Below are 22,884 nucleotides of genomic sequence, written 5' to 3'. Positions count from 1 at the left end.
AACGGCTCCGGCTCGCATAAGCCGGAGCCGTTTGTGTGCTCTCTTTTTCATCCTCCTTTTTGCTATGAATATGAACCTTACCACGCGCTGCCTGCGGCAGTACGCAGCCACGTACTGGCCCGCGGCGCTGACGCTGCTGCTCACCGCCACCGGCCCGGCGGCGGTAGCACAGTCCTCGGCCGAGCAGATCGGCATCAAAGCCACCTCCTACCCGGTGCCCACCGACGGCACGGCCCGCTTCATCTCGCCCGCCGGCAACGACACCACCGGCACGGGCACCGAGGCCAAGCCCTGGCGCTCCTTGAGCAAGGCCGTGGCGGCGGCGCCGGCGGGCTCCACCATCGTGTGCCGGGCCGGCACCTACCGCGGGGCCAGCAACGGCGCCGTGAAGCTAACCAAGCGCCTGACCATTCAGCCCTACCCCAGCGAGCAGGTGTGGTTCAGGGGCAGCCTGGTGGTGAAAGACTGGGTGGCCGAGGGCAACATCTGGCGCAAGCAAAGCGGCTGGACCTACGGCTTTCCCCGCGTAGTCGGCGACGAGTACCTGGACCTGGCCAACTACCCCCTGGCCGACCACCGCGACATGGTGTTTGTGAACGGGGCGCGGCTGGTGCAGGTAGCCACCAAGGCCGAAGTAGGGCCGGGCAAATTTTACGTCGACTACACCAGCAAGCAGCTCTACGTGGGCGACAACCCCGGCGGCAAGACGGTGGAAGCCACGGCGTTTGGCCACGGCCTGGAGCTGGTGCAGTCGGGCTCGGCCGTGGCGGGCGGCTCCCAGGTGCGGGGGCTGGGCCTGGCCCACTTCGCCAACCACGCCCTGGTGAACGGGGCGCCCAACGTGCTGGTGGAAAACAACACGCTGGTGTGGAATGGCGTGGGCGGACTCAACATCTGGGGCGAGGGCCGGGCCCGGCAGATGCGGGTGCAGCACAACACCTTCAGCTACAACGGCCGCAAAGGCATGGGCGGCAGCCGGGCCACGGGCCTGCGGGTCGAAAACAACGTGTTCAGCCACAACAACGTGGAGCGCTACTCGGCGCGCTGGGACGCGGCCGGCATCAAAATCACCCGCAGCGACAGTATCCGCATCGGCCGCAACCAGGTGTTCGACAACCAGTCGGTGGGCATCTGGCTCGACATTTCGTGCACCAACAGCGTGGTGGTGCAGAACACCGTGCACCACAACGGGCGCTACGGCATGTTCTTCGAGATTTCGCACCGGGGCATCTTCGCCGGCAACACCGTGTACGACAACGCCGATTCGGGCATTCATTCGTCTAACTCCACGAGCCTGCAAATCTGGAATAACACGCTGGCCCGCAACAAGAAGAACATCTTCATCGACGACAGCCAGCGCAACAACACCGACTCGGCCGAAATTGCCCGGGGCATCACCTGGATTGCCACCGACCACGTGGTGAAGAACAACCTGCTGTCGAACACCGTAGGCGGGGCTAGCCTGCTGGAAACCTGGCGCGAGTGCCGGGCCGCGTTTACTTTGCCGCTGGTGCGCGAGGCCAACTTCAACGGCTACTACCGCACCAGTGCCACCCAGCCCACCAACGTTATCCGCTGGAATGAGCCCGTCACCAGCAACTGCGGCACGGCTTACCCCAGCGTGGCCGGTTTCCACGCCTCCACTGGCTTCGAGTCCGACGGCCTGGACCTGAGCGGGGGCAGCGCCAACCCGTTCTTCGTGGACGAAGCCGCCAATGACTACCGGCTGAAAAACGGCGGCAGTAACCCGGCCTTTCGCCGCGGCCAGCCCCTGCCCCAGGACGTAGCCCAGGCCCTGGGCGTGCCCGCCGGCGTGCCCGTGGATTTGGGCGCCTTGTTCGACAGCGGCAGCTACGGGGGCGGGGTGCCGGTAGTCACGGGCCTTACGCTCTTCAATGCCGACACCGACCAGGCCCTGGGCCAGCTGGGCAACGGAGCCGTGCTGAACCTGGCGACGCTGCCCTCGCGCCGCCTGAGCGTGGTGGCCAACACTACTCCGGGTACGGTGGGCAGCGTGCGGTTTAGCTTGGACGGGACGGTGCTGCGCACGGAAAATGCCGTGCCCTACGCCATTGCCGGCGACTCCAACGGCAACTACGGGACCTGGACTCCGAGCCTGGGGCCGCACACACTCACCGTCACGCCGTACTCGGCGGCCAATGCCGGCGGCACCGCCGGCCCGGCCCGCTCCTACAGCTTCTCGGTTATCGACAACATCGTGGCCAACCCTAGCTTTGATGAGGACGGCACCGGGGCGCAGCGCCCGCGCGGCTGGAGCACCACCGGCACCGAAGCCGCCGACTTTGCCGCCAGCAACAGCTCGCCCCGTACCGGGGGCTGGCACGGGTCGCACTGGCTGGGCAGCGCCTACACCGTGCACACGCACCAGCTGGTGCGCAACCTGCCCAACGGCCTCTATACCTTCCGGGCCTGGGTGAAGACGGCCTCAGACCACGCCGGCGCCCGCCTCCAGGTGGAGAACTTCGGCGGCTCGACCAAAACCCTGGCCGTGCCGCAAAACACCTGGAAATGGACCCAGGTAGCCATTACCGACATCAACGTAACCAACGGTCAGGCCCGCATCGGCTTCTACTCCGAGGCGGCAGCCAACAAGTGGTTCCACTTCGAGGACGTGGAGCTGGTGCTCCAGGCCAACGCCACCGCCGCCCGCCCCGCGGCGCCCTCGCCAGCGGCCCACGTAACTGGTGTGCAGCTTTATCCTAACCCCACCACTACGCGCCTCACCGTTGATTTCGGCGGCCAGGTCCCGAACGAGGAACCCCGGGAAGTAACCCTGACCAGCGTGCTGGGACACACCGTGCTGGCCCGCGCCCAGGCCCGGCCGGGCCAGTCCCGCCTGGAGCTGGAGCTTGGCCACGTGCCCAGCGGCGTGTATCTGGTGACGGTGCAGCGCGGCGCCGAGCGCACCACCCACCGCGTGCTGGTGGCCCACTAGCCGCTTGGTCTTAACGCAAACGGGCCCGGTAGTGCCTCCGCAGGGGGTAGTACTGGGCCCGTCTCGTTAGCGCCCGGCTTGATTTCGTTGGTGCCAGGCGGCCTGGTTAGGCCGGCAGATGTATGCAGGAGATGTATGCACGCTGAAAAGCAGCTTAACTGCCTGCCAACTAGCCGGTATCAGCCGAACGGCGCTGCCCGTGGCCTCCTTCTTCTGGCTGACTTGCCCGGCTGGGTTGGCCACGCAGAAACTGGCTGTACCAGTGCCCGGAATCCTTGATGGTGCGCCGCTGGGTTTCGTAGTCGATGTGCACCAGGCCGAAGCGCGGGCCGTAGCCCTCGGCCCACTCAAAGTTGTCGGTGAAGGACCAGGCGAAGTAGCCATCCACGGGCACGCCCTCGCGCCGGGCCCGCAGCACCTGCCCGATGCAGGCCTGCAAAAACGCCCGGCGGGCCGCATCAGAAACCTGGCCGGCGGGCGTGAGCTGGTCGGGGAAGGCGGCGCCGTTTTCGGTGACCAGCAGGCGTGGGGCGCCGGGGTAGGCCGCAAACTGCCGGAGCATGTGGTAGAGGCTTTCGGGGTAGATTTCCCAGCCCATGTCGGTGTAGGGCCCGCCGCGGCGGGCGGCGCCCACCAGCGCCGCCCACAGCAGGGGCACGTAGGGCGCGTGGCGCACCACCTCGCGGGTGTAGTTCTGCACGCCCCAAAAGTCGAAGCTGAATGACAGGCGGTCCTGGTCGCCGGGCTGCATGTACCGGTCGAGCCAGCCCAGCAGGGGCACGTCGGCCACGGGTTAGCCCAGGCCCAGGGCGGACTCCACGAACAGGCGGTTGAGCAGGGCGTCGGCGCGGCGGGTGGCGCGCAGGTCGCGCAGGTGGTTTGCGCGCCAGGGCGTGACGTAGGAGCAGGAAAACGTGGTGCCGATGCGGGCCGCGGCGGGTAAGGCGGCCCGCAACGCCCGCCCGCCCTCAGCCTGAGCCAGGGCGGCGTGGTGTGTGGCGGCCAGAAACGCCCCCAGGCTGCGCCGCCCCGGCGCGTGAATGCCCAGCAGATGCCCGGCGCCAGTGAATACCATGGGCTCGTTGAGCACCATCCAGTGCTGCACCCGGTCGCCGAGGTGGCGGGCCAGCAGCTCGGCGTAGTCGGTGAACCAGCCCACCACGCGCCGGTTGGTCCAGCCCCCGAGCCGCTGCAAAGCCAGGGGCAAATCCCAGTGGTACACCGTCAGCCAGGGGGTGATGCCGTGCTCCAGACAACCGTCTACCAGCCGGTCATAGAAGCCTATTCCATTTGGGTTAACAGCACCCCTACCCTGCTGCGAAATCCGCGACCAAGCCACGGAAAAGCGAAAATCTGGTATACCCATTTGGTACAATAGCCTTATGTCATCCCGCCACCGGTGGTAGAAGTCGGTGGCTACGTCGGCGGTTTCGCCCCGTTTGATGCGGCGGGGACGGCGCACAAACTCGTCCCAGATGCTTGGCCCCTTACCGTCCTGGTTCCAGGCCCCCTCGGTCTGATAAGCCGCCGCTGCTACACCCCACCGGAAGTCGGCCCCAAAGTCGGCGCGGGAATACTGGGCGGGCGTAGTTGCGGGGAAAAAAGCCGGTGGCAGCATGGTGATTTATTGATAGTAAAGTCTGGCGGCAGACTTCTCGCCGGAGGCGAGGCGTCTGCTCGCCGGGGAATGGGGCAAGTCTCCCGACTTGCGGCCGCCGAAGGCGGCCAGCCGGTAATGCGCCGTGTGGATGTATGGCGAGGCCTAAAGATGTAACGCGAAGTTGCACTTCGCGACGCGTAAGAACGATTCAGGATCGGTCGTCCTAGCATCTCGCGAAGTGAAACTTCGCGTTACATCTGTCTGGCCCACTACCAGTTCATGCGGCGCGGTGCCGACTGGCCGCTACGCGGCCGCAAGTCGGGAGACTTGCCTCATTCCCCGGCGGGCAGACGCCTCGCCTCCGGCGAGAAGTCTGCCGCCAGTTACCGCTTCACTTCAAACAGTAGCTTATCCAGCACGGCGGCGGTATCGTCGGGGTAGTGCACGGGGATGCTGCGGCCGTAGTGCAGCCAGTGGTCCAGCGTGTCCAGCGACTTATCCTTGAGGTTGCGGACCACAGGTACGCCCAGGTCGGCCAGGGCGGCGGCGTTGCAGGCCTGCTCGTACTGCTGCTTCATGGGCACTACCAGCAGCTTTTTGCCCAGGTACAGGGCCTCGGCGGGCGTCTCGAAGCCGGCCCCGCACAGCACCCCAGCGCTGCGGCCGAGGCTGTCGAGGAAGGCGGCCCCGCTCACCGGGCGCACCCGCACGTTGCCGTGCTCCGACTCTCGTTGGCTGTGCTTGCTGAACACTTCCCAGCGCACGGCGCGGCTCAGGTAACGCAGGCGGCTTACCAGCGTCTGCTCGTCAAAAGCGGGCAGGTACACGGTGTAGTGGCCGTCGTTGCGGGGCGCCAGCTCCCGCACCTGCCGCCGGATAACGGGCGTATGCACGTGGGGCTCATAGGCCTGAAAGTGAAAGCCGTAGTGGTGGGTGGCTGGGGCGTAGTGGCGCAGCACGGCCCGCCCCACGGGGTCGGCGTGGTCGGGCGCGGGAGCGAAGGGGCTGAGCACGGCGCACTGGTGGCTCAGGGCTACGCAGGGCACGTGGCGGCGCCAGCACGCCCACGCCGACACCGGCTCGAAGTCGCTGATTACCACGTCATACTCTTCTACCGGCAACTGACGCAGCTCCCGCAGAAAGGCCGCCGAGTTCAGCTGCCAGAACGTCTTAACGAAGTTGATGCCGCCCTTCTTCCCAAAGATAAACCCCAGCCCGTGGCAGCGGTGGCGCACGGCAAACGGCAAGTCGATGTCGGCCGGGGGGCCGCTTACCAGCACGTCTACCTGCTCGGCCCGCTGCTGCAACAACGGCACAATGTCGAGGGCCCGGCTTAGGTGCCCGTTGCCCGTGCCCTGAATGGCGTAGAGAATTTTCTTCAATTAAAAAGTAAGAATTAGAAATTAAAAATTAGGTGCTCCCTATAAACCTCACACTGCGAGACATGAGACTTTGTTCTTGTGCGCAATGCCGCCAGAACGAAGTCTCACCTCTCGTGTCTCACTGTCTCAGGTCTACATCAGGTCTAAGCACTTTCAGCTCGGCCAGCAGGCCTTCCAGCAGAGCAGCGGCGGGAGCATCAGCGGCGGCATCGGTTTCGTCGGGCGGCTGGTTTTCGGCCGCGGGCTGTTGGGCCAGGCCAGGGTCGTGCTGGAAGCGGTAAAGCTGCCAGCCCTGCTCGGCGGTGTACTCCAGGGCCGTCAGGTTTTCCACCCAGTCGCCGGAGTTGAGGTAGGTGACCTCACCCCGCGCCGTGGCCAGGGGCTTGATTTCGGGGCAGTGAATGTGGCCGCAAGCCACGTAGCGGTAGCCCTGGTCGGCGGCAATGGCGGCGGCCGTCTGTTCGAAGTCGCTCACGAGGCTCACGGCGCTTTTCACCCGGTCCTTCACCGCCTTCGACAAGGCCACGCGGGGCCGGCCCAGCCGCTGCAAGCCCCAGTTTACGAGGCGGTTCAGCAGAATAAGCAAGTCGTAGCCGTGGCCGCCCAGGCGGGCCAGCCAGCGCGAGTGGCGCATGGTCACGTCGAACACGTCGCCGTGAAACAGCCAGGTTTTGCCGTGGGGCAGGTCGAGCACCAGCTTGTTGTCGATGCTGAAGGCGCCCAGGCGGGTGCCGGCAAACTTGCGTAGCAGCTCGTCGTGGTTGCCGGTGAGGTAGTGGATGCGGGTGCCCTTGCCGGCCAGCCGCGCCAGGTAGCGCACCACCCGCATGTGAGCCGGGGGCCAGTAGTTTTTGCTGAACTGCCAGATGTCCACGATGTCGCCGTTGAGCACTAGCACCCGCGGCCGGATGCTTTTGAGGTAGCGCAGCAGCTCCGGGGCGTGGCAGCCGTAAGTGCCCAGGTGCACGTCAGACACCACGCACACTTCCACGCGGCGGCGCTTGGCCGGTTTGGCAGCCAGAGGAGCAGCGGTGGTCCTGCTCATAGCGCCGGGCGGGGGCTGAGCGGGGCCCGCGGGTGCACGCGCCGGCCGGCGCGGGGCCGGGCCGGGGCATCGTCGGTGGCGGCGTGGCCGAAGCGGAACGGTGCCCGCAGCGCCCCCACCGAGCGCAGCACGTAGGCCAGCCCCAGGACCAGCTGAAACAAGGCGTAGGCCAGAACCCGCAGCAGGCGGCGCAGCAGGGGCAGGGCAGTAGGAGCGTGCATAAAACCAGACTGTGTGAGCCACTGCAAATGTCTGGCGGGGGTATGACGTAGGCGTTACGGCGTTATTACCATTTCATCACCACGCGCGTGAGCCGGCAAACCGGGCTGCTGGCCGAAGATTAAGCAGCACTGGCCTAAATTTTGCCCCGGCCCACGCTGAGTTACCTATCTTTGCTCCCGGCAGAATCCCATTTCTCCTCCCATTCTCTTTTCATGAAGAAACTTGTCCTCCTCTCGGCCCTGGTGCTGGGCTCCCTGGCCGCCTCGGCCCAGTACATGCCCGGCAAGCCGCGCAAGAAATATACCTTCCCTAAAAAAGACGAGGAAAGCCCCTACGTGCTCAACGTCACCAAAAACACCGACGAAGACGCCGAAGTGGATGCCTGCGTGACCCGCGTGGCCTACCGCCCCTACTCGGAGCTGCTCACCGAAATCAACGAGCTGAAGCGCATGAACAACTGGGCCGACACCACCTACCAGCGCCGATTCAGCCAGCTGCCGGCCGGGGGCCAGCTTGTGGTAACCATGTACCGCCGCGGCGCCCAGAACGCCGACCCGGCCTACCTGAGCGTAGTAGCCAAAAACAAGGATGGTAAAGAGGTCATGAACCTGCCCGAGCTGCCCGCCGGCCAGGGCCGCTTCTGGAACCGCGACTTATACATGAGCAAACGGTCTGTACCATTTGTTAAAGTCGATGCTCCGCAGGATATATCCTTGACTATCAACGACGCTAAGACCAAGCAAAACTTCGAGTACATCATTAAAGCCGAATAGTTTCCGCAGTGCTTTACCATTTGCAAAAGCCCGGCTTGTACAGGCAAGCCGGGCTTTTACATGCAGTTCTGGTACTGTGAACCAGCCTTGATGCTACTTGCGCAGCCGCACCCACTGCGCGGCAATAATGGTTTTGGCGTCTTCAAAAACGGCCTCGGCCAGCTCCTCGGGCGAGTACAGTACGGGCTCGATTTTCTCGCTTTCCTCGGCTAGTCCCCCGCCCTGGCCCGACTGGTGGCTGACTTCGGCGTAGAACACGGTAATCACCTCGGCGCTGGTGCCGGGCGAGGGGTAGATGCGGGCAATCTGCTCCAGGTGGTCGATGTCGTAGCCTAACTCCTCCTGCACCTCGCGGCGCACGGCCATTTCCGGCGCTTCGTCGCCGTCGACCATGCCGGCGGCCAGCTCCACCAGCTCCGATTCGGGCCCGATGCGGTACTGGCGGGTGAGGATGTAGCGGCGGGTGGTTGTGTTCCAGACCAGAGCTGCCACCGCCGTGCCCGGCTCAAACCGCTCCCGCTTCAGCAGGTCGTCGCCGTCCTGCACCTGCAGCTGGCTGAGTTTATAGTGGCCATCGTAGGCAATCTGGCGGCTGGTAATGCGCATGGTAGAGCAGAAGAAAGGTGTATTCGGGGGCAAGTAAACGGAATTTCGTAGAAGAATGAGCAGCACTTGCGGCAGGTGGCTGGGCCACTCGCCGCCTCGTTTTAGCGGGTCGGCGGTTATCGAGTTAAAAAACCCGACCTTTGCAGCTATTCTATTTTTCCGTGCCATTGCTGCCGCCCGCCGGGTGGCCTGCTTTTTTTCTGTTTGATGTCATTCGACGAACTCAATCTGATTGACCCCATCCTGCGTGCCCTGCACGAGGAAGGCTACACCACCCCCACTCCTATTCAGCAGCAAGCCATTCCGCAGGTGCTCGAAGGTCACGACCTGCTGGGCGTGGCCCAGACCGGCACCGGCAAAACGGCCGCCTTCACCGTGCCCATCCTGCAGATTCTGCACCAGACGGCCCAGGTAGAGCGCCACGCGCCCGGCCGCACCCGCTGCCTGATACTCACGCCCACCCGTGAGCTGGCCATCCAAATCGGGGAAAGCTTCGCAGCCTACGGCCGCCACCTGCCCAAGCTGCGCCACACCGTCATCTTCGGCGGCGTGGGCCAAACGCCCCAGGTGCAGGCCCTTAAGCGCGGCGTGGAAATCATCATTGCCACGCCCGGCCGCCTGCTCGACCTCATGAACCAGGGCTTCGTAGACCTGCGCCACATCGAGATTTTTGTGCTGGATGAAGCAGACCGCATGCTCGACATGGGCTTCATCCACGACATCAAGCGCCTGCTGCCCAAGCTGCCGGCCTCGCGCCAGACCCTGTTCTTCTCGGCCACCATGCCCGGCCAGATTCAGGACCTGGCCGACACCATTCTCAAGCCCAACCCGGTGAAAGTGGCCGTCACGCCCGTGTCGAGCACCGCCGACACCGTGACCCAGGCCGTGTACATGGTGGAGAAAAACGACAAGCCTGCCCTGCTGGAGCACGTGCTGTCCGACAGGAACATCCGCCGGGTACTGGTGTTTACCCGCACCAAGCACGGCGCCGACAAGGTGGTGAAAACCCTGGCCAAAGCCAATATTCCGGCCGAAGCCATCCACGGCAACAAGTCGCAGAACCACCGCCAGCGGGCCCTGAGCAACTTCAAGGCCGGCACTACGCGGGTGCTCGTGGCCACCGACATTGCCGCCCGCGGCATCGACGTAGACGAGCTGACCCACGTCATCAACTACGAAATACCCAACGAGCCCGAAACCTACGTGCACCGCATCGGGCGCACCGGCCGCGCCGGCGCCAACGGCACCGCCCTCTCCTTCTGCGACGACGAGGAACGGGCCTACCTCCAGGATATTCAGAAGCTGATTCGGCGCCAGGTGCCCGTAGTGCAGGAGCATCCGTTCCAGTCGGCTGAGGTAGCGCCGGTGCCTTTGTCGGGCGGGCCGGCCATCAAGCGGCCCAAGGGCCCAGCCGGTCGGCCGGCCCGCCCCGGCCGCGGTCCGCAACCCGCCGGCCAGCCCCGCAGCGAAGCGGGCGGCCGGACCCAGCACCAGGGCCGGAGCGGTGAGCGGCCGGCCGGCCACGGCCAACGGGCTGCTGGCAGCCCACCGGCCCGCTCCGGCGGCAGCCCCACCGCCCGGCCCAGCAGCGGCGCGGGCAGTAATGGTCAGCGCCGCCGCTTCCGCGGGGGCGGCCAGGGCCGTTAGCGTAGCTGGGGAGCCGGCTGAGGCCAGCATTCCGTTGGTTTGTTCAAGCTCCGGTTTTGGTTGGGCTGTACCCTGAGGTGCGCCGCTGCCGAAGCCGGGGCTTTATCTTTCCTGACCACTGCCAAGCAGTTGGTTTTTCAGCAAACAAACGGCCGCCTTCTGCGCTTATAGCAGGCGTACGTACTTCTGATTGCGCACTTTCCGACGTTACTGTTATGGCTCAACGCACTCTTGCCGTCATTCAGGCCCTGCGCGACACCGCTCAGCGCCTCGCCACGCAGGCTCCTTATCAGTGGGGACACATGGGCAGCTGCAACTGCGGCCACCTGGCCCAAACCATCACCAAGCTCACCAAAGGCGAAATCCACGCCCGCGCCATGCAGCGCTACGGCGACTGGGAGCGGCAGCTCACCGACTACTGTCCCACCAGTGGCCTACCCATCGACGCTACGATTGACGAGATGCTGGCTCTGGGCTTTACCCGTCAGGACCTCAGCCACCTGGAGCGCCTCTCCGACCCTGCCATCCGGGCGGCTATTCCCTTCGAGCGCCGCAATGCGCTCCGCCACAACCAGCGCGACGACGTGGTGCTCTACCTGCGCACCTGGGCCGAGCTGCTGGAGCAGGAGTTGCTAGCCGGCATCGAGCTGCCGCCTCTGACCCGCTCCTTGGCACCAGCCATGCCCATTACCGAGCTGATAGGCTAAGCGGCTTCCTGATACTCGGTAGGATGCTTTTACCTTAAAAAGGCCCAGTTGGCGTGCTGCCAGCTGGGCCTTTTTGGTGTTGTATCAGGTATTTGTTGCAGTGACGCCTACTTAACCGGATGTTCCAGCACGAACAGGTTGCGGGAAGGCACAGCAGCCGCGCCTCCTGCCAGGGCCGAGCTGCTTAGTAGTTAACGTTGCTCCGCTGAGCATCCCGGTACCCTTCGGTCCGGTGCTCACGCTTGTAGGCAGCATCAGCATTGGGGTCCTTCTCCGCGTCAGGAGCTTGCGAGCAGGAAGACATAAACAACGAAGCGCAAACGGCAAACAGGCAAAGCAGACGGAAATTTTTCATGCGTCAAAGGTAAGTACCGGTCCGGACAAGGCCAAGGAAAACTCCGCTGGCAGCATACAGTATACCGCCAAGCGTCAGCAAGTGTTTAGGTGATTAACCATCCAATATCTTGACTGTACCCTTAGGCGCTATATACTTATATACACTCAACGAATCTTACATCTGCACTAGACTGCACCGATAACTCACTCGCTCATTACAATAGTAAATACAATTGTAAATGAGATTAGCAGTGGTAGCAGATAAGGCTCCGTAAAAGACATCTTTTGGCTAGCTCCGAGTTGTTGACGTCAACATTTAGATACAGATGGCAAGCATCTTTCCGGCTGCTAACACCATTGGCTAGTGCAGCTCTTCAAAACAGTATGACTTTTCCTGACTAACAGCTACCACGAAACGGTTAGCAACAAATTTTATACTAGCAAAACACGTTAGCACGTGATTCCTTGCCTTTAACAAATAACCTGGTTTTCTAATAAATAGTGTTTTCCTTTATCACCTATAGTTCACCATTTAATATATATGTGTCTGAAAACTAGTTTTTTATTGTTTTACTAACGTCACTTTTGGAAACATAACCATGTAGAATCAGTATTTCCATTATTCCTATAACAACAGACAGTATTCTGCCATAGAAATGACCCTGTATATGGCCTTTAGGCCACACCTCATTACCTGCCAGCAAGTAGCTGATATCTATAATTTTATTAAGCAGCCAGTCTGACTTACTGCCTATGCGGCAGCCATCCCTAGGCCAATAGTTGGTCGATGTAAGAGGCCACCCCGACTACCCCAGACTTATGAGTGCTCCGGACGGAACTCAGCAAAAGAGCCATCCTGATAAAAAATGACAATGCGTTGAATTGCTTTCCCGGGCCGAGCTGTAGGTTGACTAGATGGGGCACCGCCAGCCTCATTGGCGGCCTGTGATGCCACAGTAGAGCGGTAGACTACGCCAGTTGATGCTCCACTGCTTATAGCTTCGGGGGAAGAACTGCTCAGCGAGGGAGTGGTGGCCGGGGAGGTATTCGGGGCAACCTCAGACTCTGACGCAGCTGAGCTTCCGGCAATGGGGGTACCTGAAGCGCCTGGATGTACGCCAACGTCCATGCCAGGGGCCGCAAAAGGTGGGTGGCTAGGCTGGCCAAGGTCGGTGGCAGCCAGACTGGCCCTTGAGCCAAAATCGGCCGGCTGCGTGAGCCCTGAGCGTGAGCTTGGCTTCCGCCCTGACTTCGGGGCTGCGTTAGCCGTGGGAGCAGCTGTAGCGTCCGGAGGGGTGTGCTGTGCACCGTACCCTTGGGCCTTAGCAGCCGCGCGTGGTACGGCCGACCCAGAGCTTTGTTGCTCCTCGGCGGCTGCAAACATACTTCCCGCTCCATTGAGCAGCCAAGGCAGCGACAAATCCGGAAAAGCAGCAATAATTTTCTGCACCACCTCCAAACTGGGTTTGTTACGCCCTCCGAGAATGTGACTGATAATGGGGCGTGCTACGCCAATTGTGTCTGCAAACTGCGTGGGGCTCAGTTGGCGGGCTGCTAATAACTCCCGAATACGGTCGACCATAACGGCTATGCAAGGAAAGATAAGTTTACAAAGCTATTAATTCAGTTGAGCTAGTCATCATCTCAGAAAACACCTTGGTTACAATTGATAACACATTGGATGTTTTGTAACATTTCTATCAATAGAACATACAAGCACTAAACTAGCCACTCTATTGGTTTACAAATGTATAACGTATGTTAATCTGGGGCGTCCTGTATAAGAATTGCTTTGTATGGGGAGCAGGTTCACCTACTATATCTGGTACTAATTCATATTGCCAGACATAGTAGCCTCTTATAAGAAGCGTAACTCCGCTGCCAGGAGCCGAACGCACAATTAACATAAACGAGTAACGCCTCCCCCATCCACAATACGGACAGAGGAGGCGCTATACCACAAGGTCTCATTACCTGCTGGCTATGGGCTCAGGCCAGCGAGGCCCAAGCCAGCAATCAGAAAAAACAGTTAGTTGAAATACTCTCTTGCCAGGGCTTTGTCGTGGCCGTAAATGTCGTCGCGGAAGTGCACCTGGCCGTTTTCGTCAACCCAGGTGGTGAAGTACACCAAGTACACCGGCAGCTTTTCAGGTAAGCTGATATACTTCTCTTTCTGGTTGGCGATGGTGTCAAGAATAGCCTGCTTGTCCCAGCCGGGCTTGTTGCGCAGCAGATACTCGGCTAGCTTGATGGGTTCAGCTACGCGCACGCAGCCGTGGCTGAATCCCCGCTTGGTCTGGCTGAACAGCTCATCGTGGGGCGTGTCGTGGAGGTAGACGTCGTTGGAGTTGGGAAAGATGAACTTCACATCACCAAGGTCATTCTTGGGGCCGGGCCGCTTGCGCAGCGTGTACTTCCACGTTTTCTGCGTCAGGTTGGCCCAGTCGATGCTGCCGGGGTCTACGGGTGTAGCCTTGGCTCCTGAGCCTTTCACCACTTCCATATCGAGGCGGTCCAGGGTAGCGTACGGGTCAGCCGCGAGCTTTGGCCGCAGCTCTTTGTCAATAATACTGAACGGCACATTCCAGTACGGAGCCAGCACTACGTACTCCATTTTGTCGCTGAAGATAGGAGTGGCGTTGAGGGCCTTGCCCACAATCACGCGCATGGTAAAGGCCTCCTTCCCATCTTCCACCACGCGCAGGGTGTAGTCAGGGATGTTGACGAGCAAGTAGTTTGGCTCGAACTTTTTCGGAATCCACCGCCAGCGCTCCATGTTCAGGATAATCTGGTCGATGCGGTCGGCAATGGGCACGTTGAGCAGGCGCACTGTTTCACCGGCTACAATGCCATCAGGCTTAAGTCCGTGCTGGGTTTGAAACGCCTTTACGGCCGCTACCAGCGGCGCATCATAGGTGGTGGCCGCCGGCGCGGCGGGCGCAGCAGTTCCAGGGTTGTTGGCGACCGTACGGGCCGGTATTTCCTCGGCAGCAGACGCGGGAGCACCTCCAGGTTGAGGCCCCAGCAGGCGGGTTCGTAGCGCCGTTACGGCGGGAGAGCTAGCCCCCGGTTTCAGGCGCGTAGTGGCCGGAATTGTGGGCCATTCTCCGTTGCGCTGTATTTCCCGGTACTCAGCCAGTGCCTTGCGCAGCCGGTCGTACTCGGGGTGCAGGGGCTCGAAATCGTAGTAGCCGTAGGTGCTTTCCCGCTCCTGCAAGATGGTCATCAGGGCCTTGTGCAGCTTCACCTTGTTGCGCTTCACCTGCCAGTCAATGGTCTTGACGGCGCGCGGATCGACGGTGCCCCGGTAAAAGTCGGAAGCCCAGTTAAAGTACGTGGCTGACAGGGCAACGTCGATTTCCTTTTCCAGGGCGTTGCGCTTGGTAGAGTCGGACTGCGCGTCTTTCAGCGCGGCAAACAGCTGGTCGAAGTTCTTGGTCTGGTAGTCTTTCGGGTCCAGGCCTTCGTTGGCGGCCTTGTTGATGACGCCGAGCATGGTGGTAGCCTGGGGCACAAGCTCATGGTTGCGGAACCAGCCGAGGCGGAAATCCCGCTCCCGGTAAAATTTTTTGGCCCACTCAATTTGGTCTTTGAATTTGGGCTCGGCGCTCATGTACTTCATGATGTACACGCTGTCGAGCCGGGGCTGCGGGCCGCCCGCTTTGGTGAGGGCCCCCGGCAGCACCTCCTTCAGCTGCGCCTTCTGGTCCTGGCTGCACGACCCCGTAGAAGTCAGCAGCAGCAGGCCCAGCAGCCAGCAGCAGAAGGAGGTAAAAAAAGTAGGGCGGGTTATTTCTTTCATGTGAACTAAAGGGAGAACGAAAAACGGCAGCTGACACTGGCCGGCTAGCTGAGCACGGCCCCGCGGCAGCCTGGCGTTTTACTGGTTTCAGCGCTGATGAGTTGCCGAAAATCCCAGCTTCTCTCCTTGCTGCAAGTTAGGGGTTTTGCTCGTACTCTTTGCGGGGCTGATTAGCGGATTTCAGCCGAAAAAACGGACTGCTTCTTCCCGGCCGCGCCTGGGCTTTTGGCTATCTTTGCCGACTTACTCCTCGCCCCGCCCGAAGCGGGGCTGTTCGTTTCCGCCCGCCTATGTCAACCGCTTCCACCGCCGTCCTTCCTACCCCCGACCCGCACAGCTATGCCCGGCCCGCGGAGGTCCGCGTCCACCACCTGGCCCTGGCCCTCACCGTCGACTTTGCCACCCGCACCCTCAGCGGCCACGCCACCTGGCAGCTCACGCGCCAGCCTGAGGCCCCGGTGGTGGTTTTTGACACGCGGGGCCTGCACATTGAGGCGGTGCGCCTCGGCAGTCCCGAAGGTCCCGCGGCCAGCTTCGAGCTGGGGCTGGCTGACTCCATTTTAGGCCAGGCCCTGCGCATCACTCTACCCGCGGACGTTACGGCCATCAGCATTCAGTACCGCACCACCGCGCAGGCCGCGGCCTTGCAGTGGCTGACTCCGGAGCAGACCGCCGGCGGCCGGCAGCCTTTTCTGTTTACTCAGTCACAGGCCATTCTGGCCCGCACCTGGCTGCCCTGCCAGGACTCGCCGGGCATCCGCTTTACCTACGAAGCGCAGGTGCGCGTGCCCACCGACTTGCTGCCGCTGATGAGTGCCGAAAATCCTCAGGCCCTCTCCCCCGCTGGCCTCTACCACTTCCGCATGGACCAGCCCATTCCGGCCTACCTGATGGCCCTGGCTGTCGGCAACCTGGAGTACGGGGCCTTGAGTCCGCGCACGGGCGTGTACGCCGAGCCCGGCACCTTGCCCGGCGCCCTGTGGGAGTTTGCCGATCTGGAACAAATGGTAACGGCCGCCGAGGATTTGTATGGGCCTTACCGCTGGGGGCAATACGATTTGCTGGTCCTGCCACCCTCGTTTCCATTTGGGGGCATGGAAAACCCTCGTTTAACATTTGTGACGCCCACCATCCTGGCCGGCGACCGGAGCCTGACCAGCCTCGTGGCCCACGAGCTGGCCCACTCCTGGAGCGGCAACCTCGTCACCAATGCCACCTGGAACGACTTCTGGCTGAACGAGGGCTTTACCGTGTACTTTGAGCGCCGCATTATGGAGCGGCTCTACGGCCGCCCCTACGCCGATATGCTACAGGTACTGGGGCAAACCGCCCTGCACCACACCCTGGCCGAGCTGGGCCCCGCAAGTCCCGATACCCACTTACATCTGCAGCTGCAAGGGCGCGACCCGGACGAAGGCCTAACCGAAATTGCCTACGAAAAAGGCAATTACTTGCTGCTCAAGCTGGAACACCGAGTGGGCCGCCCGGCACTGGACGCCTTTATTACAGAGTACTTCGCCCGGCACAGCTTCCGCAGCATGGGCACAGCCTCGTTCATAGACTACCTGCGGCGGGAGTTGCTGGACCAGCACCCCGGCCTGGAAGAGCAGTTGCCACTTTCGGCGTGGGTGTACGGCCCCGGCGTGCCGGCCGGAGCACCGCCCGTGGCGGCCGAGCGGTTTGCGGCCGTGGAGGAAGCCACTCGGCAGTGGCAGGCCGGTACCCCAGCCTCGGCCCTGGTCACTGGTTCCTGGTCCAGCCACGAGTGGGTGCACCTGCTCCACCAACTGCCTGCCGCCGGGCCGGCCGAGCGCCTCGCGGAGCTGGACGCGGCTTTCGGGTTTACCCATTCCGGCAACGCCGAGATACTGGCGGCCTGGTTCCCGCTTACCATTGCGGCCGGCTACTCCCCCGCCGACGAGGCGTTGCGCCGCTTCCTGACCACGGTTGGGCGCCGCAAGTTTATTGTGCCGCTGTACAAGGCCTTGCTCGCTGCTGGCCGCGCCGGGGAGGCCCGCCGCCTCTACGCCCAGGCTCGCCCCAACTACCACGCCATTGCCACCGCCACCCTGGATGCGCTGCTGGGCGGGCCGCAGGGCGAGTAAACCGCCCCGGCGCTCGTCTCGCTGCCAACGATTTGGCGCTGATTGCTGTTGTACTACTTCGCGCGCACATGGCCCGAAGCTTGCTTGCTGGCAGGCGGCCTGGTTTCTGTTGAATGTTTTAGCTGATTTTCCGAATTGAAAAACCCAAAGCCACTCGGTAAACTCATTGCCATCGGCGGCAACGAGGACAAGGGTACTTACCCCAATCCCCGCACCAAAAAGAAATACTACCTCAACTTTTTCGAGTTGGGCATCCTGAAGCGCGTCGTGCTGGAATCCGGTAAGGCGGACCCGCGCATTGAGGTAGTAACCACGGCCTCCATGATACCGGAGGAGGTGGGCCGCATTTACGTGTCTTCCTTCGCCATGCTCGCCTGCCACAATGTGGGGGTCATGGACATCCGTACGCCCGAGGACGCCCGGCAGCCGGAGTACGTGGCTCGCCTACAGGCCGCCGACGTGGTGATGTTTTCGGGCGGCAACCAGTCGCGACTGACGGAAATGTTCGGCGACACGGAGTTTCTGCGGGTGCTGAAGCAGCGCTACTTCGAGCAGCCCAACTTCGTTATTGCCGGCACCTCGGCCGGGGCCATGGCCATGTCGCACACCATGATTAAGGGCGGCAGCGTGCCCGACGCCCTGATGAAGGGCGCCGTGAAGATGGGTACCGGCCTGGGCCTGCTCGACAACGTGGTTATCGACTCCCACTTTGTGAAGCGGGGCCGGTTTGGCCGCCTCATTGAAGCCGTGGCCCGCTACCCCAAGCTAATTGGTATTGGCTTGGGTGAAGACACCGGCGTGCTCATCACCGAAGGTCACCTGCTGGAAACCATCGGCTCCAACCTGGTCATCATCCTAGACGGCCACCAGCTGGAGCACAACAACGCCGCGGCGGCCCGGCCGGGCGAGGCCATTTCCATTGAAAACATGCTGCTGCACGTGTTGGTAAAAGGCAACCTTTACGACGTCAACCAGCGCGAATTCTACCCCAACCTGAAGCTCCGCCAGCAGGAAGCCGAGTCGTTGCGCATCACGGCCGGCCAAGATGCCAACGAGCCGACGCCGGCTTCCTCGTACTAAGCATTCGTAGCCGAAACGTGCCTGGGGTGTCGCCTTGCTCTTCCAGCATGAGAGCAAGGCGACACCCCAGGCACGTTTCGGCTACTTGTGGAGCGGCACTTCAGGAGGTGTTGGTTCCGTAGTGCTTTTGCGTTAGTCGAGCAGGTTAAGACGATGGAATAACGCATCTCGGTAGGCACGCCCGATGGGTAAGCTCGCGCTGTGATGGGCCACAATAACGTTTTGCGTTTCAATGGCCGCAATGTTGCGCAGGGCCACCATATAGGAGCGGTGAATGCGAATAAAGTCAGCCTCCGGCAGCTTTTCTTCCACTTGTTTCAGCTGCATGCAGACCACGATTTTGTTTGTGCGCGTGTGCAAGGTCGTGTAGTTGCCGTTGGCTTCCAGCCATAGCACATCGTTGAATTCCACCTTGATATGTCGGCCTTTGTCGCGTACGTACAGGGCCGTGCGTTCGGGCCCCACAACTACCGAAGTGGCGGTGGCGACTCCTTGCTCGGCGGCGTAGTTGGCAAATGCCATTTCGAGCGCCACGTAAATGTCACGTTCCGCAAAAGGCTTCACTAAATAGCCATGCGGCCGGGCTTCCTTGATGCGGGCCACGGTGGCCGCATTGCTCAGGGAAGTGAGAAACACGAAAGGCACCGAGCACTCACTGCGGAGCCGGTGCGCTAAATCAACGCCATCCAACTCGCCTTGCAACATCACATCGAGGAATACCAAATCAGGTGGCCCCTGCCGTAGTAGCTCCAGCGCCACCGAAGCTCGCGCCGCCACGCCTACCACTTCATACCCCAGGTGCTCTAGTATATCACGCAGGTCTTCGGCGATGATTGCCTCATCTTCAACGATGAGAATCTTCTTGCGCTGCTCCATAAGTAAAACAAAGTCAAATGGTAAAGGCAACTGGCGGAGGAAAGTCAAGCGGGCAACGAAACCTCCACGATTTCGCTGAACGTGAGCGTGAAGGTGGTTCCGGCAGGAGTGCTGTGAACCTGCAACTCGCCCTGAAGCTGCCGGGCTAAACTATGTATCAGCCGTAGCCCCAGAGAAGAGGCCCGTTTCCAGTCTAGTTCCGACGGCAGGCCCACCCCATCGTCGGCCACAACCAGCACGAAGCAACCGGGTGAGGCAGTCCGAAGCTCAACCCGAACAGTACCCGCCCGGTTTTCCGGAAAGGCGTGTTCGTACGCGTTGGCTACTAGCTCATTAACTATCAATGCCAAAGGCACGGCCGTGCTGGCGTTAAGCCGCATTCCTTCGGCTTGCACCTGGCACCGCACGGCTGCCGCCAGCACGGGTGCCAGCGTATGTTGCAGGGATTGGGTAAGCTGGATGAGAAAGGGCTGAAACTCAACAGAGGCCAGGTCTGCTGCCCGGTACAACATTTCGTGCGTGAGGGCTATGGATTTAATCCAGTTCTGGCCCTCGCGCAGTACCACTCCCACGGCCGGCAACGGCTGGCGCCGGCCCTGCAGGGAGAGTAGGCTATGAATAATTTGCAGGTTGTTTTTGACGCGGTGGTGGACTTCACGCAACAAGACTTCCTTTTCACCCAAAGAGCGGCGCAACTGCTGCTCCACGGAAGTTAGTTTGTTGTTTTGTTCCGCTAGCACCACATTCTGCTCCGCTATTTCGGCATCCCGAGCTTGCAGCTGCCGGTTGGCTCGCCGCTGCAAGGCGTAGCGGTGCAGGGCCACCAACCCCAGCAATGACACAACAAAAAGGCCACCCACCAGGCCGTTGCGCAACTGCCCCTGTAGCACCATATTGCGCCGCAGCAAGGTAATCTCCGACTCTTTACGCTTGTTTTCTAGCTCTTTGCGCTTGTCTTCATATTGCAGTTGTAACACTGCAATCTGCTGGGCTCTTTTCTGATTGAATATGCTGTCCTTCTCAGCTTGCTGCTGCTGTCGGTAGGTGTAGGCAGCGTCATAGTGGCCAAGTGCCACATTGATGTCGGCCAGTACTCCGTAAGACTCGGCCAAGCTGGACGGTAACCCAAGCTTCTGCGCTGTAGCCAGTGCCCGGCGGCCGTACACCAGCGCCAGCCCATGCTGCCCGGCTTTCCGGTAACTGGTAGCCATGCTGCTCAAGGTACTGGTTTGCTGAGAAAGCATTTCCAGTCGCTCGAACAGGACCAGGGCTTGCCGAAAATTAGCCAGCGCCGCCGCATAATCGCCCCGCCGCGCTGCTATTTCGCCCAGGTCATAGAATCCAGTAGCCACCAGATCGGGCTGAGCCCGCGCACCCAGCTTTTTCTCCAGGGCCATACCAATCTTCAGGTGGCGGAGGGCCGCAGAATCCTGCTGCCGCTCCACATGCAAGTTTCCCAGATTTATGTGCAGCGCCGCCATATCGACAGTGTCACGCATCTCCTGAAAGTGGCGGAGAGCCTTCTGCAGATAATGCCGGGCCCGTGCATAATCCAGCTGCCTTTGGTATAGGTAGCCAACATTAGCTAACGCAGTGGCGATTTGCTCCTGATCGGCAACCTCCTCAGCTAAATGCAAGCTTTGCAAATACGCTTGAATACTCTGCGTAGAGTTGTCACTATTATCGTATGCTATTCCCAGATAATTATACGTTCTGGACAAAAGCAACTTTAGCGCTGGGGTATTGCTTCCCTTCTGCTTCAAGGCCTGCTTGTATAGCCGGACTGCTACTTGGTGAGCCTGTATAGAGGCTGCATACCGATTTAGCTTGCACTGCGCCACCCCCACCGCATTATACATATTAGCTTCTCCATCTGGCCGGGCAACGCCGCGGTATATCGCAGCAGCTTTATAGAACAGAGGCAGGGCACACTGAGAGTGATAATGGGCATGTAGTAGCAGGCCAAGAGCCGTCAGCCCTTGCGCCTCTAAGGTATCGTTGCGGAGCTGGCGGCCGATGGCCAGGCTTTGCACAGCATACTGCCGGGAGCGTACGGTATCAAGTAAACGGTACGCTCTGCTTAATTGAACAAGGGCCAGGGCCTGATCAGGGCCAGGGGGACGCACTTGGGCTACCCGAAGCAAACTGTCGGTTCCCGGTGGTGTGCGGGGCGGGGCCGCAACTGCCTGGCTGCTCATAAGCAACCAGGGCAACATTCGCATCACTACGAGAAGGTGGTGTAGGTACTGCGAGGCAAAGGTGTACTGGTTAGGCATACTGTTACCTAAACCGGAATAGGAAGCAAGCAGCTACCAGATTGTCTTTCCTTCATCGGTTCACCCAACTCGCCGTGACACTTTTCGCCTAAAAAGCTCATCGGGAAGTTGATTTGTAGATTTACTAGAGTGCAAGGCAGGCTAAATCTAGCTATCCTTAGAACAGGATTCAATACCGGTTATGCATTCATCATAAAGAATACGCTATTCATACCACCAGATTAGTCAGCGGCCATACATAGTTTTGCCCAACGGCTTGTCACTGAAGCAGAAACAACTTGCGCATTTCTAAAATATCCAATCTATATCAGACTAGCCAGTGCGCACGAAATGATGTACCGATACTTTTTCTTATTCCAGACCAAAAACCTTTTCTTTTCTAAAGAAAAAGAACAAGATTACGCGCGCCCGTTTCTTAGATATACAGGTAATCCACTCCTTGCTGCCTCAGTCGCGGTAAATGGCAACGTACGGCTCGGGGGCGGCCGAGGTGATGCTGGCGCGGTACATGCCTTCGGAGTTGAAGGGCAGGACCACAGTGCCGGCCGCATCTACGGCTACTAGTCCTCCCTCGCCGCCCACTGGCGCCAGCTTGTCGTGCACCACGATGCGGCAGGCTTCTTCCAGGCTCAGGCCGCGGTACTCCATCAGGCAGCTGATGTCGTGGGCAACAACCGCCCGCAGAAAAAACTCGCCGTGGCCGGTGCAGCTGATGGCGCAGGTGCGGTTGTCGGCAAAGGTGCCGCTACCGATAATGGGCGAGTCGCCGATGCGGCTGTAGCGCTTGTTGGTCATGCCGCCGGTACTGGTGGCGGCGGCCAGGTTGCCGTGCTGGTCGCGGGCTACGGCACCCACGGTGCCCATTTTCTTTTTCGGGTCTTCATTCGGCGCGGCGGCCGGGGCGCCGGTTGGCTGGGCGTGGGAGTGGTCGAGGCGCACCCGGCCTTCTTGCAGGGCCTCTTGCAGCTGGTCGTAGCGGTGCTGGGTGAAGAAGTACTCGACAGGCTGGGTGGGCAGGCCATGCTCACGGGCGAGGTTGTCGGCGCCGGGGTAGCCCAGCAGCACGTGGTCGGTGCGCTCCATCACGAGGCGGGCCGCCGAAATCGGGTTCTGCACGGTACGCGCCCCGGCCACGGCCCCGGCAGCGCGGGTACGGCCGTCCATGATGGCGGCGTCCATTTCGTGGTGGCCGTCGTGGGTGAACACCGCACCCCGGCCGGCATTAAACAAGGGGTTGTCTTCGAGGCTGCGCACGGCACGCTCCACGGCATCGAGGGCGGAGCCGCCTTCCCGCAACACGGCGTGCCCGGCTTCCAGGGCGGCCAGCAACCCCGCGCGGTACTGCTGCTCTTTTTCCGGCGTCATGAGGTGGGGAGAGATGGTGCCGGCGCCCCCGTGCAGGGCCAGAGCGAAAGAAGCAGTCATGGAGAATCGGTGAGAGAAAAAGATAAAAAAACAACGCAAAGACCGG

At 61.2% G+C, this 22,884-nt stretch carries 16 protein-coding genes and 1 pseudogene; 6 read left to right on the top strand and 11 right to left on the bottom strand.

Annotation, left to right across the window (positions count from 1 at the left end):
• Positions 1–64: 64 nt before the first annotated feature.
• Positions 65–2,956 carry a right-handed parallel beta-helix repeat-containing protein gene (locus tag OIS53_RS03395; RefSeq protein ID WP_264680984.1) on the top strand — a complete coding sequence of 964 codons (2,892 nt, stop codon included), beginning with the start codon at positions 65–67 and terminating at the stop codon, positions 2,954–2,956.
• 169 nt (positions 2,957–3,125) lie between these two features.
• On the opposite strand, the pseudogene OIS53_RS03390 reads toward OIS53_RS03395, so the two are convergent.
• The 4 genes and pseudogenes from OIS53_RS03390 to OIS53_RS03375 all read right to left on the bottom strand — a co-directional run bounded on the left by OIS53_RS03390 (position 3,126) and on the right by OIS53_RS03375 (position 7,204).
• Positions 3,126–4,574, bottom strand: a pseudogene (locus OIS53_RS03390) (GH1 family beta-glucosidase).
• A gap of 365 nt (positions 4,575–4,939) precedes the next feature.
• Positions 4,940–5,938, bottom strand: coding sequence for a glycosyltransferase family protein (locus OIS53_RS03385; RefSeq protein WP_264680983.1), 999 nt, complete (start codon positions 5,936–5,938; stop codon positions 4,940–4,942).
• Positions 5,939–6,056: 118 nt separating this feature from the next.
• On the bottom strand, positions 6,057–6,983 hold the full coding sequence (locus OIS53_RS03380) for a UDP-2,3-diacylglucosamine diphosphatase (protein WP_264680982.1): 927 nt from the start codon (positions 6,981–6,983) through the stop codon (positions 6,057–6,059).
• The gene (locus OIS53_RS03375) at positions 6,980–7,204 is read right to left on the bottom strand and encodes a hypothetical protein (RefSeq protein ID WP_264680981.1); all 225 of its coding nucleotides are present in this window, start codon (positions 7,202–7,204) and stop codon (positions 6,980–6,982) included. The genes OIS53_RS03380 and OIS53_RS03375 overlap by 4 nt, the downstream gene beginning before the upstream one ends.
• Before the next feature lie 213 nt (positions 7,205–7,417).
• On the opposite strand from OIS53_RS03375, the gene OIS53_RS03370 reads away from it, so the two are divergent.
• Positions 7,418–7,978 (top strand): hypothetical protein, encoded by a 561-nt coding sequence (locus OIS53_RS03370; RefSeq protein ID WP_264680980.1) that lies wholly within the window; start codon positions 7,418–7,420, stop codon positions 7,976–7,978.
• A gap of 93 nt (positions 7,979–8,071) precedes the next feature.
• On the opposite strand, the gene OIS53_RS03365 is transcribed toward OIS53_RS03370, so the two are convergent.
• Positions 8,072–8,584 (bottom strand): NUDIX domain-containing protein, encoded by a 513-nt coding sequence (locus OIS53_RS03365; RefSeq protein WP_264680979.1) that lies wholly within the window; start codon positions 8,582–8,584, stop codon positions 8,072–8,074.
• 207 nt (positions 8,585–8,791) lie between these two features.
• On the opposite strand from OIS53_RS03365, the gene OIS53_RS03360 reads away from it, so the two are divergent.
• Both OIS53_RS03360 and OIS53_RS03355 read left to right on the top strand, forming a co-directional pair.
• Complete coding sequence (locus OIS53_RS03360; protein WP_264680978.1) at positions 8,792–10,231, top strand: DEAD/DEAH box helicase; 1,440 nt, start codon at positions 8,792–8,794, stop codon at positions 10,229–10,231.
• Positions 10,232–10,446: 215 nt separating this feature from the next.
• The gene (locus OIS53_RS03355) at positions 10,447–10,938 is read left to right on the top strand and encodes a hypothetical protein (protein WP_264680977.1); all 492 of its coding nucleotides are present in this window, start codon (positions 10,447–10,449) and stop codon (positions 10,936–10,938) included.
• A 184-nt stretch (positions 10,939–11,122) separates the two neighbouring features.
• On the opposite strand, the gene OIS53_RS03350 is transcribed toward OIS53_RS03355, so the two are convergent.
• From OIS53_RS03350 to OIS53_RS03345, 3 genes are all read right to left on the bottom strand, one after another.
• Entirely contained in the window at positions 11,123–11,293 is a 171-nt protein-coding gene (locus tag OIS53_RS03350; protein WP_264680976.1) for a hypothetical protein, read from the bottom strand.
• A gap of 798 nt (positions 11,294–12,091) precedes the next feature.
• Positions 12,092–12,856, bottom strand: coding sequence for a helix-turn-helix domain-containing protein (locus OIS53_RS20440; RefSeq protein ID WP_413775174.1), 765 nt, complete (start codon positions 12,854–12,856; stop codon positions 12,092–12,094).
• Between the two features lie 447 nt (positions 12,857–13,303).
• Positions 13,304–15,076, bottom strand: coding sequence for a L,D-transpeptidase family protein (locus tag OIS53_RS03345; RefSeq protein ID WP_264680975.1), 1,773 nt, complete (start codon positions 15,074–15,076; stop codon positions 13,304–13,306).
• 290 nt (positions 15,077–15,366) lie between these two features.
• Here OIS53_RS03345 and OIS53_RS03340 point away from each other — a divergent pair, with 290 nt between their 5' ends.
• The gene (locus tag OIS53_RS03340) at positions 15,367–17,181 is read left to right on the top strand and encodes a M1 family metallopeptidase (RefSeq protein WP_264680974.1); all 1,815 of its coding nucleotides are present in this window, start codon (positions 15,367–15,369) and stop codon (positions 17,179–17,181) included.
• Between the two features lie 135 nt (positions 17,182–17,316).
• Entirely contained in the window at positions 17,317–18,261 is a 945-nt protein-coding gene (locus OIS53_RS03335; RefSeq protein ID WP_264680973.1) for a cyanophycinase, read from the top strand.
• Between the two features lie 132 nt (positions 18,262–18,393).
• Here the strand turns inward: OIS53_RS03335 and OIS53_RS03330 are convergent, their stop codons facing one another.
• The 3 genes from OIS53_RS03330 to OIS53_RS03320 all read right to left on the bottom strand — a co-directional run bounded on the left by OIS53_RS03330 (position 18,394) and on the right by OIS53_RS03320 (position 22,838).
• Positions 18,394–19,137 (bottom strand): LytR/AlgR family response regulator transcription factor, encoded by a 744-nt coding sequence (locus tag OIS53_RS03330; RefSeq protein WP_264680972.1) that lies wholly within the window; start codon positions 19,135–19,137, stop codon positions 18,394–18,396.
• Between the two features lie 44 nt (positions 19,138–19,181).
• The gene (locus OIS53_RS03325; protein ID WP_264680971.1) at positions 19,182–21,170 is read right to left on the bottom strand and encodes a histidine kinase dimerization/phosphoacceptor domain -containing protein; all 1,989 of its coding nucleotides are present in this window, start codon (positions 21,168–21,170) and stop codon (positions 19,182–19,184) included.
• Between the two features lie 690 nt (positions 21,171–21,860).
• Entirely contained in the window at positions 21,861–22,838 is a 978-nt protein-coding gene (locus OIS53_RS03320; RefSeq protein ID WP_264680970.1) for an isoaspartyl peptidase/L-asparaginase family protein, read from the bottom strand.
• Positions 22,839–22,884 lie beyond the last annotated feature (46 nt).

It is taken from the genome of Hymenobacter sp. YIM 151500-1 (assembly GCF_025979885.1).
GTDB lineage: Bacteria > Bacteroidota > Bacteroidia > Cytophagales > Hymenobacteraceae > Hymenobacter.
Note: the sequence above shows the minus strand (reverse complement) of the source record. Positions and strands in the feature narration are given on the sequence as shown.

What these genes read in the sequence shown, in the direction of transcription:
- OIS53_RS03375 (WP_264680981.1), bottom strand. Translation starts at nt 7,204, where the DNA reads ATGCACGCTCCTACTGCCCTGCCCCTGCTGCGCCGCCTGCTGCGGGTT.
- OIS53_RS03360 (WP_264680978.1), top strand. Translation starts at nt 8,792, where the DNA reads ATGTCATTCGACGAACTCAATCTGATTGACCCCATCCTGCGTGCCCTG.
- OIS53_RS20440 (WP_413775174.1), bottom strand. Translation starts at nt 12,856, where the DNA reads ATGGTCGACCGTATTCGGGAGTTATTAGCAGCCCGCCAACTGAGCCCC.
- OIS53_RS03330 (WP_264680972.1), bottom strand. Translation starts at nt 19,137, where the DNA reads ATGGAGCAGCGCAAGAAGATTCTCATCGTTGAAGATGAGGCAATCATC.
- OIS53_RS03355 (WP_264680977.1), top strand. Translation starts at nt 10,447, where the DNA reads ATGGCTCAACGCACTCTTGCCGTCATTCAGGCCCTGCGCGACACCGCT.
- OIS53_RS03340 (WP_264680974.1), top strand. Translation starts at nt 15,367, where the DNA reads ATGTCAACCGCTTCCACCGCCGTCCTTCCTACCCCCGACCCGCACAGC.
- OIS53_RS03365 (WP_264680979.1), bottom strand. Translation starts at nt 8,584, where the DNA reads ATGCGCATTACCAGCCGCCAGATTGCCTACGATGGCCACTATAAACTC.
- OIS53_RS03350 (WP_264680976.1), bottom strand. Translation starts at nt 11,293, where the DNA reads ATGAAAAATTTCCGTCTGCTTTGCCTGTTTGCCGTTTGCGCTTCGTTG.
- OIS53_RS03370 (WP_264680980.1), top strand. Translation starts at nt 7,418, where the DNA reads ATGAAGAAACTTGTCCTCCTCTCGGCCCTGGTGCTGGGCTCCCTGGCC.
- OIS53_RS03395 (WP_264680984.1), top strand. Translation starts at nt 65, where the DNA reads ATGAATATGAACCTTACCACGCGCTGCCTGCGGCAGTACGCAGCCACG.
- OIS53_RS03380 (WP_264680982.1), bottom strand. Translation starts at nt 6,983, where the DNA reads ATGAGCAGGACCACCGCTGCTCCTCTGGCTGCCAAACCGGCCAAGCGC.
- OIS53_RS03320 (WP_264680970.1), bottom strand. Translation starts at nt 22,838, where the DNA reads ATGACTGCTTCTTTCGCTCTGGCCCTGCACGGGGGCGCCGGCACCATC.
- OIS53_RS03345 (WP_264680975.1), bottom strand. Translation starts at nt 15,076, where the DNA reads ATGAAAGAAATAACCCGCCCTACTTTTTTTACCTCCTTCTGCTGCTGG.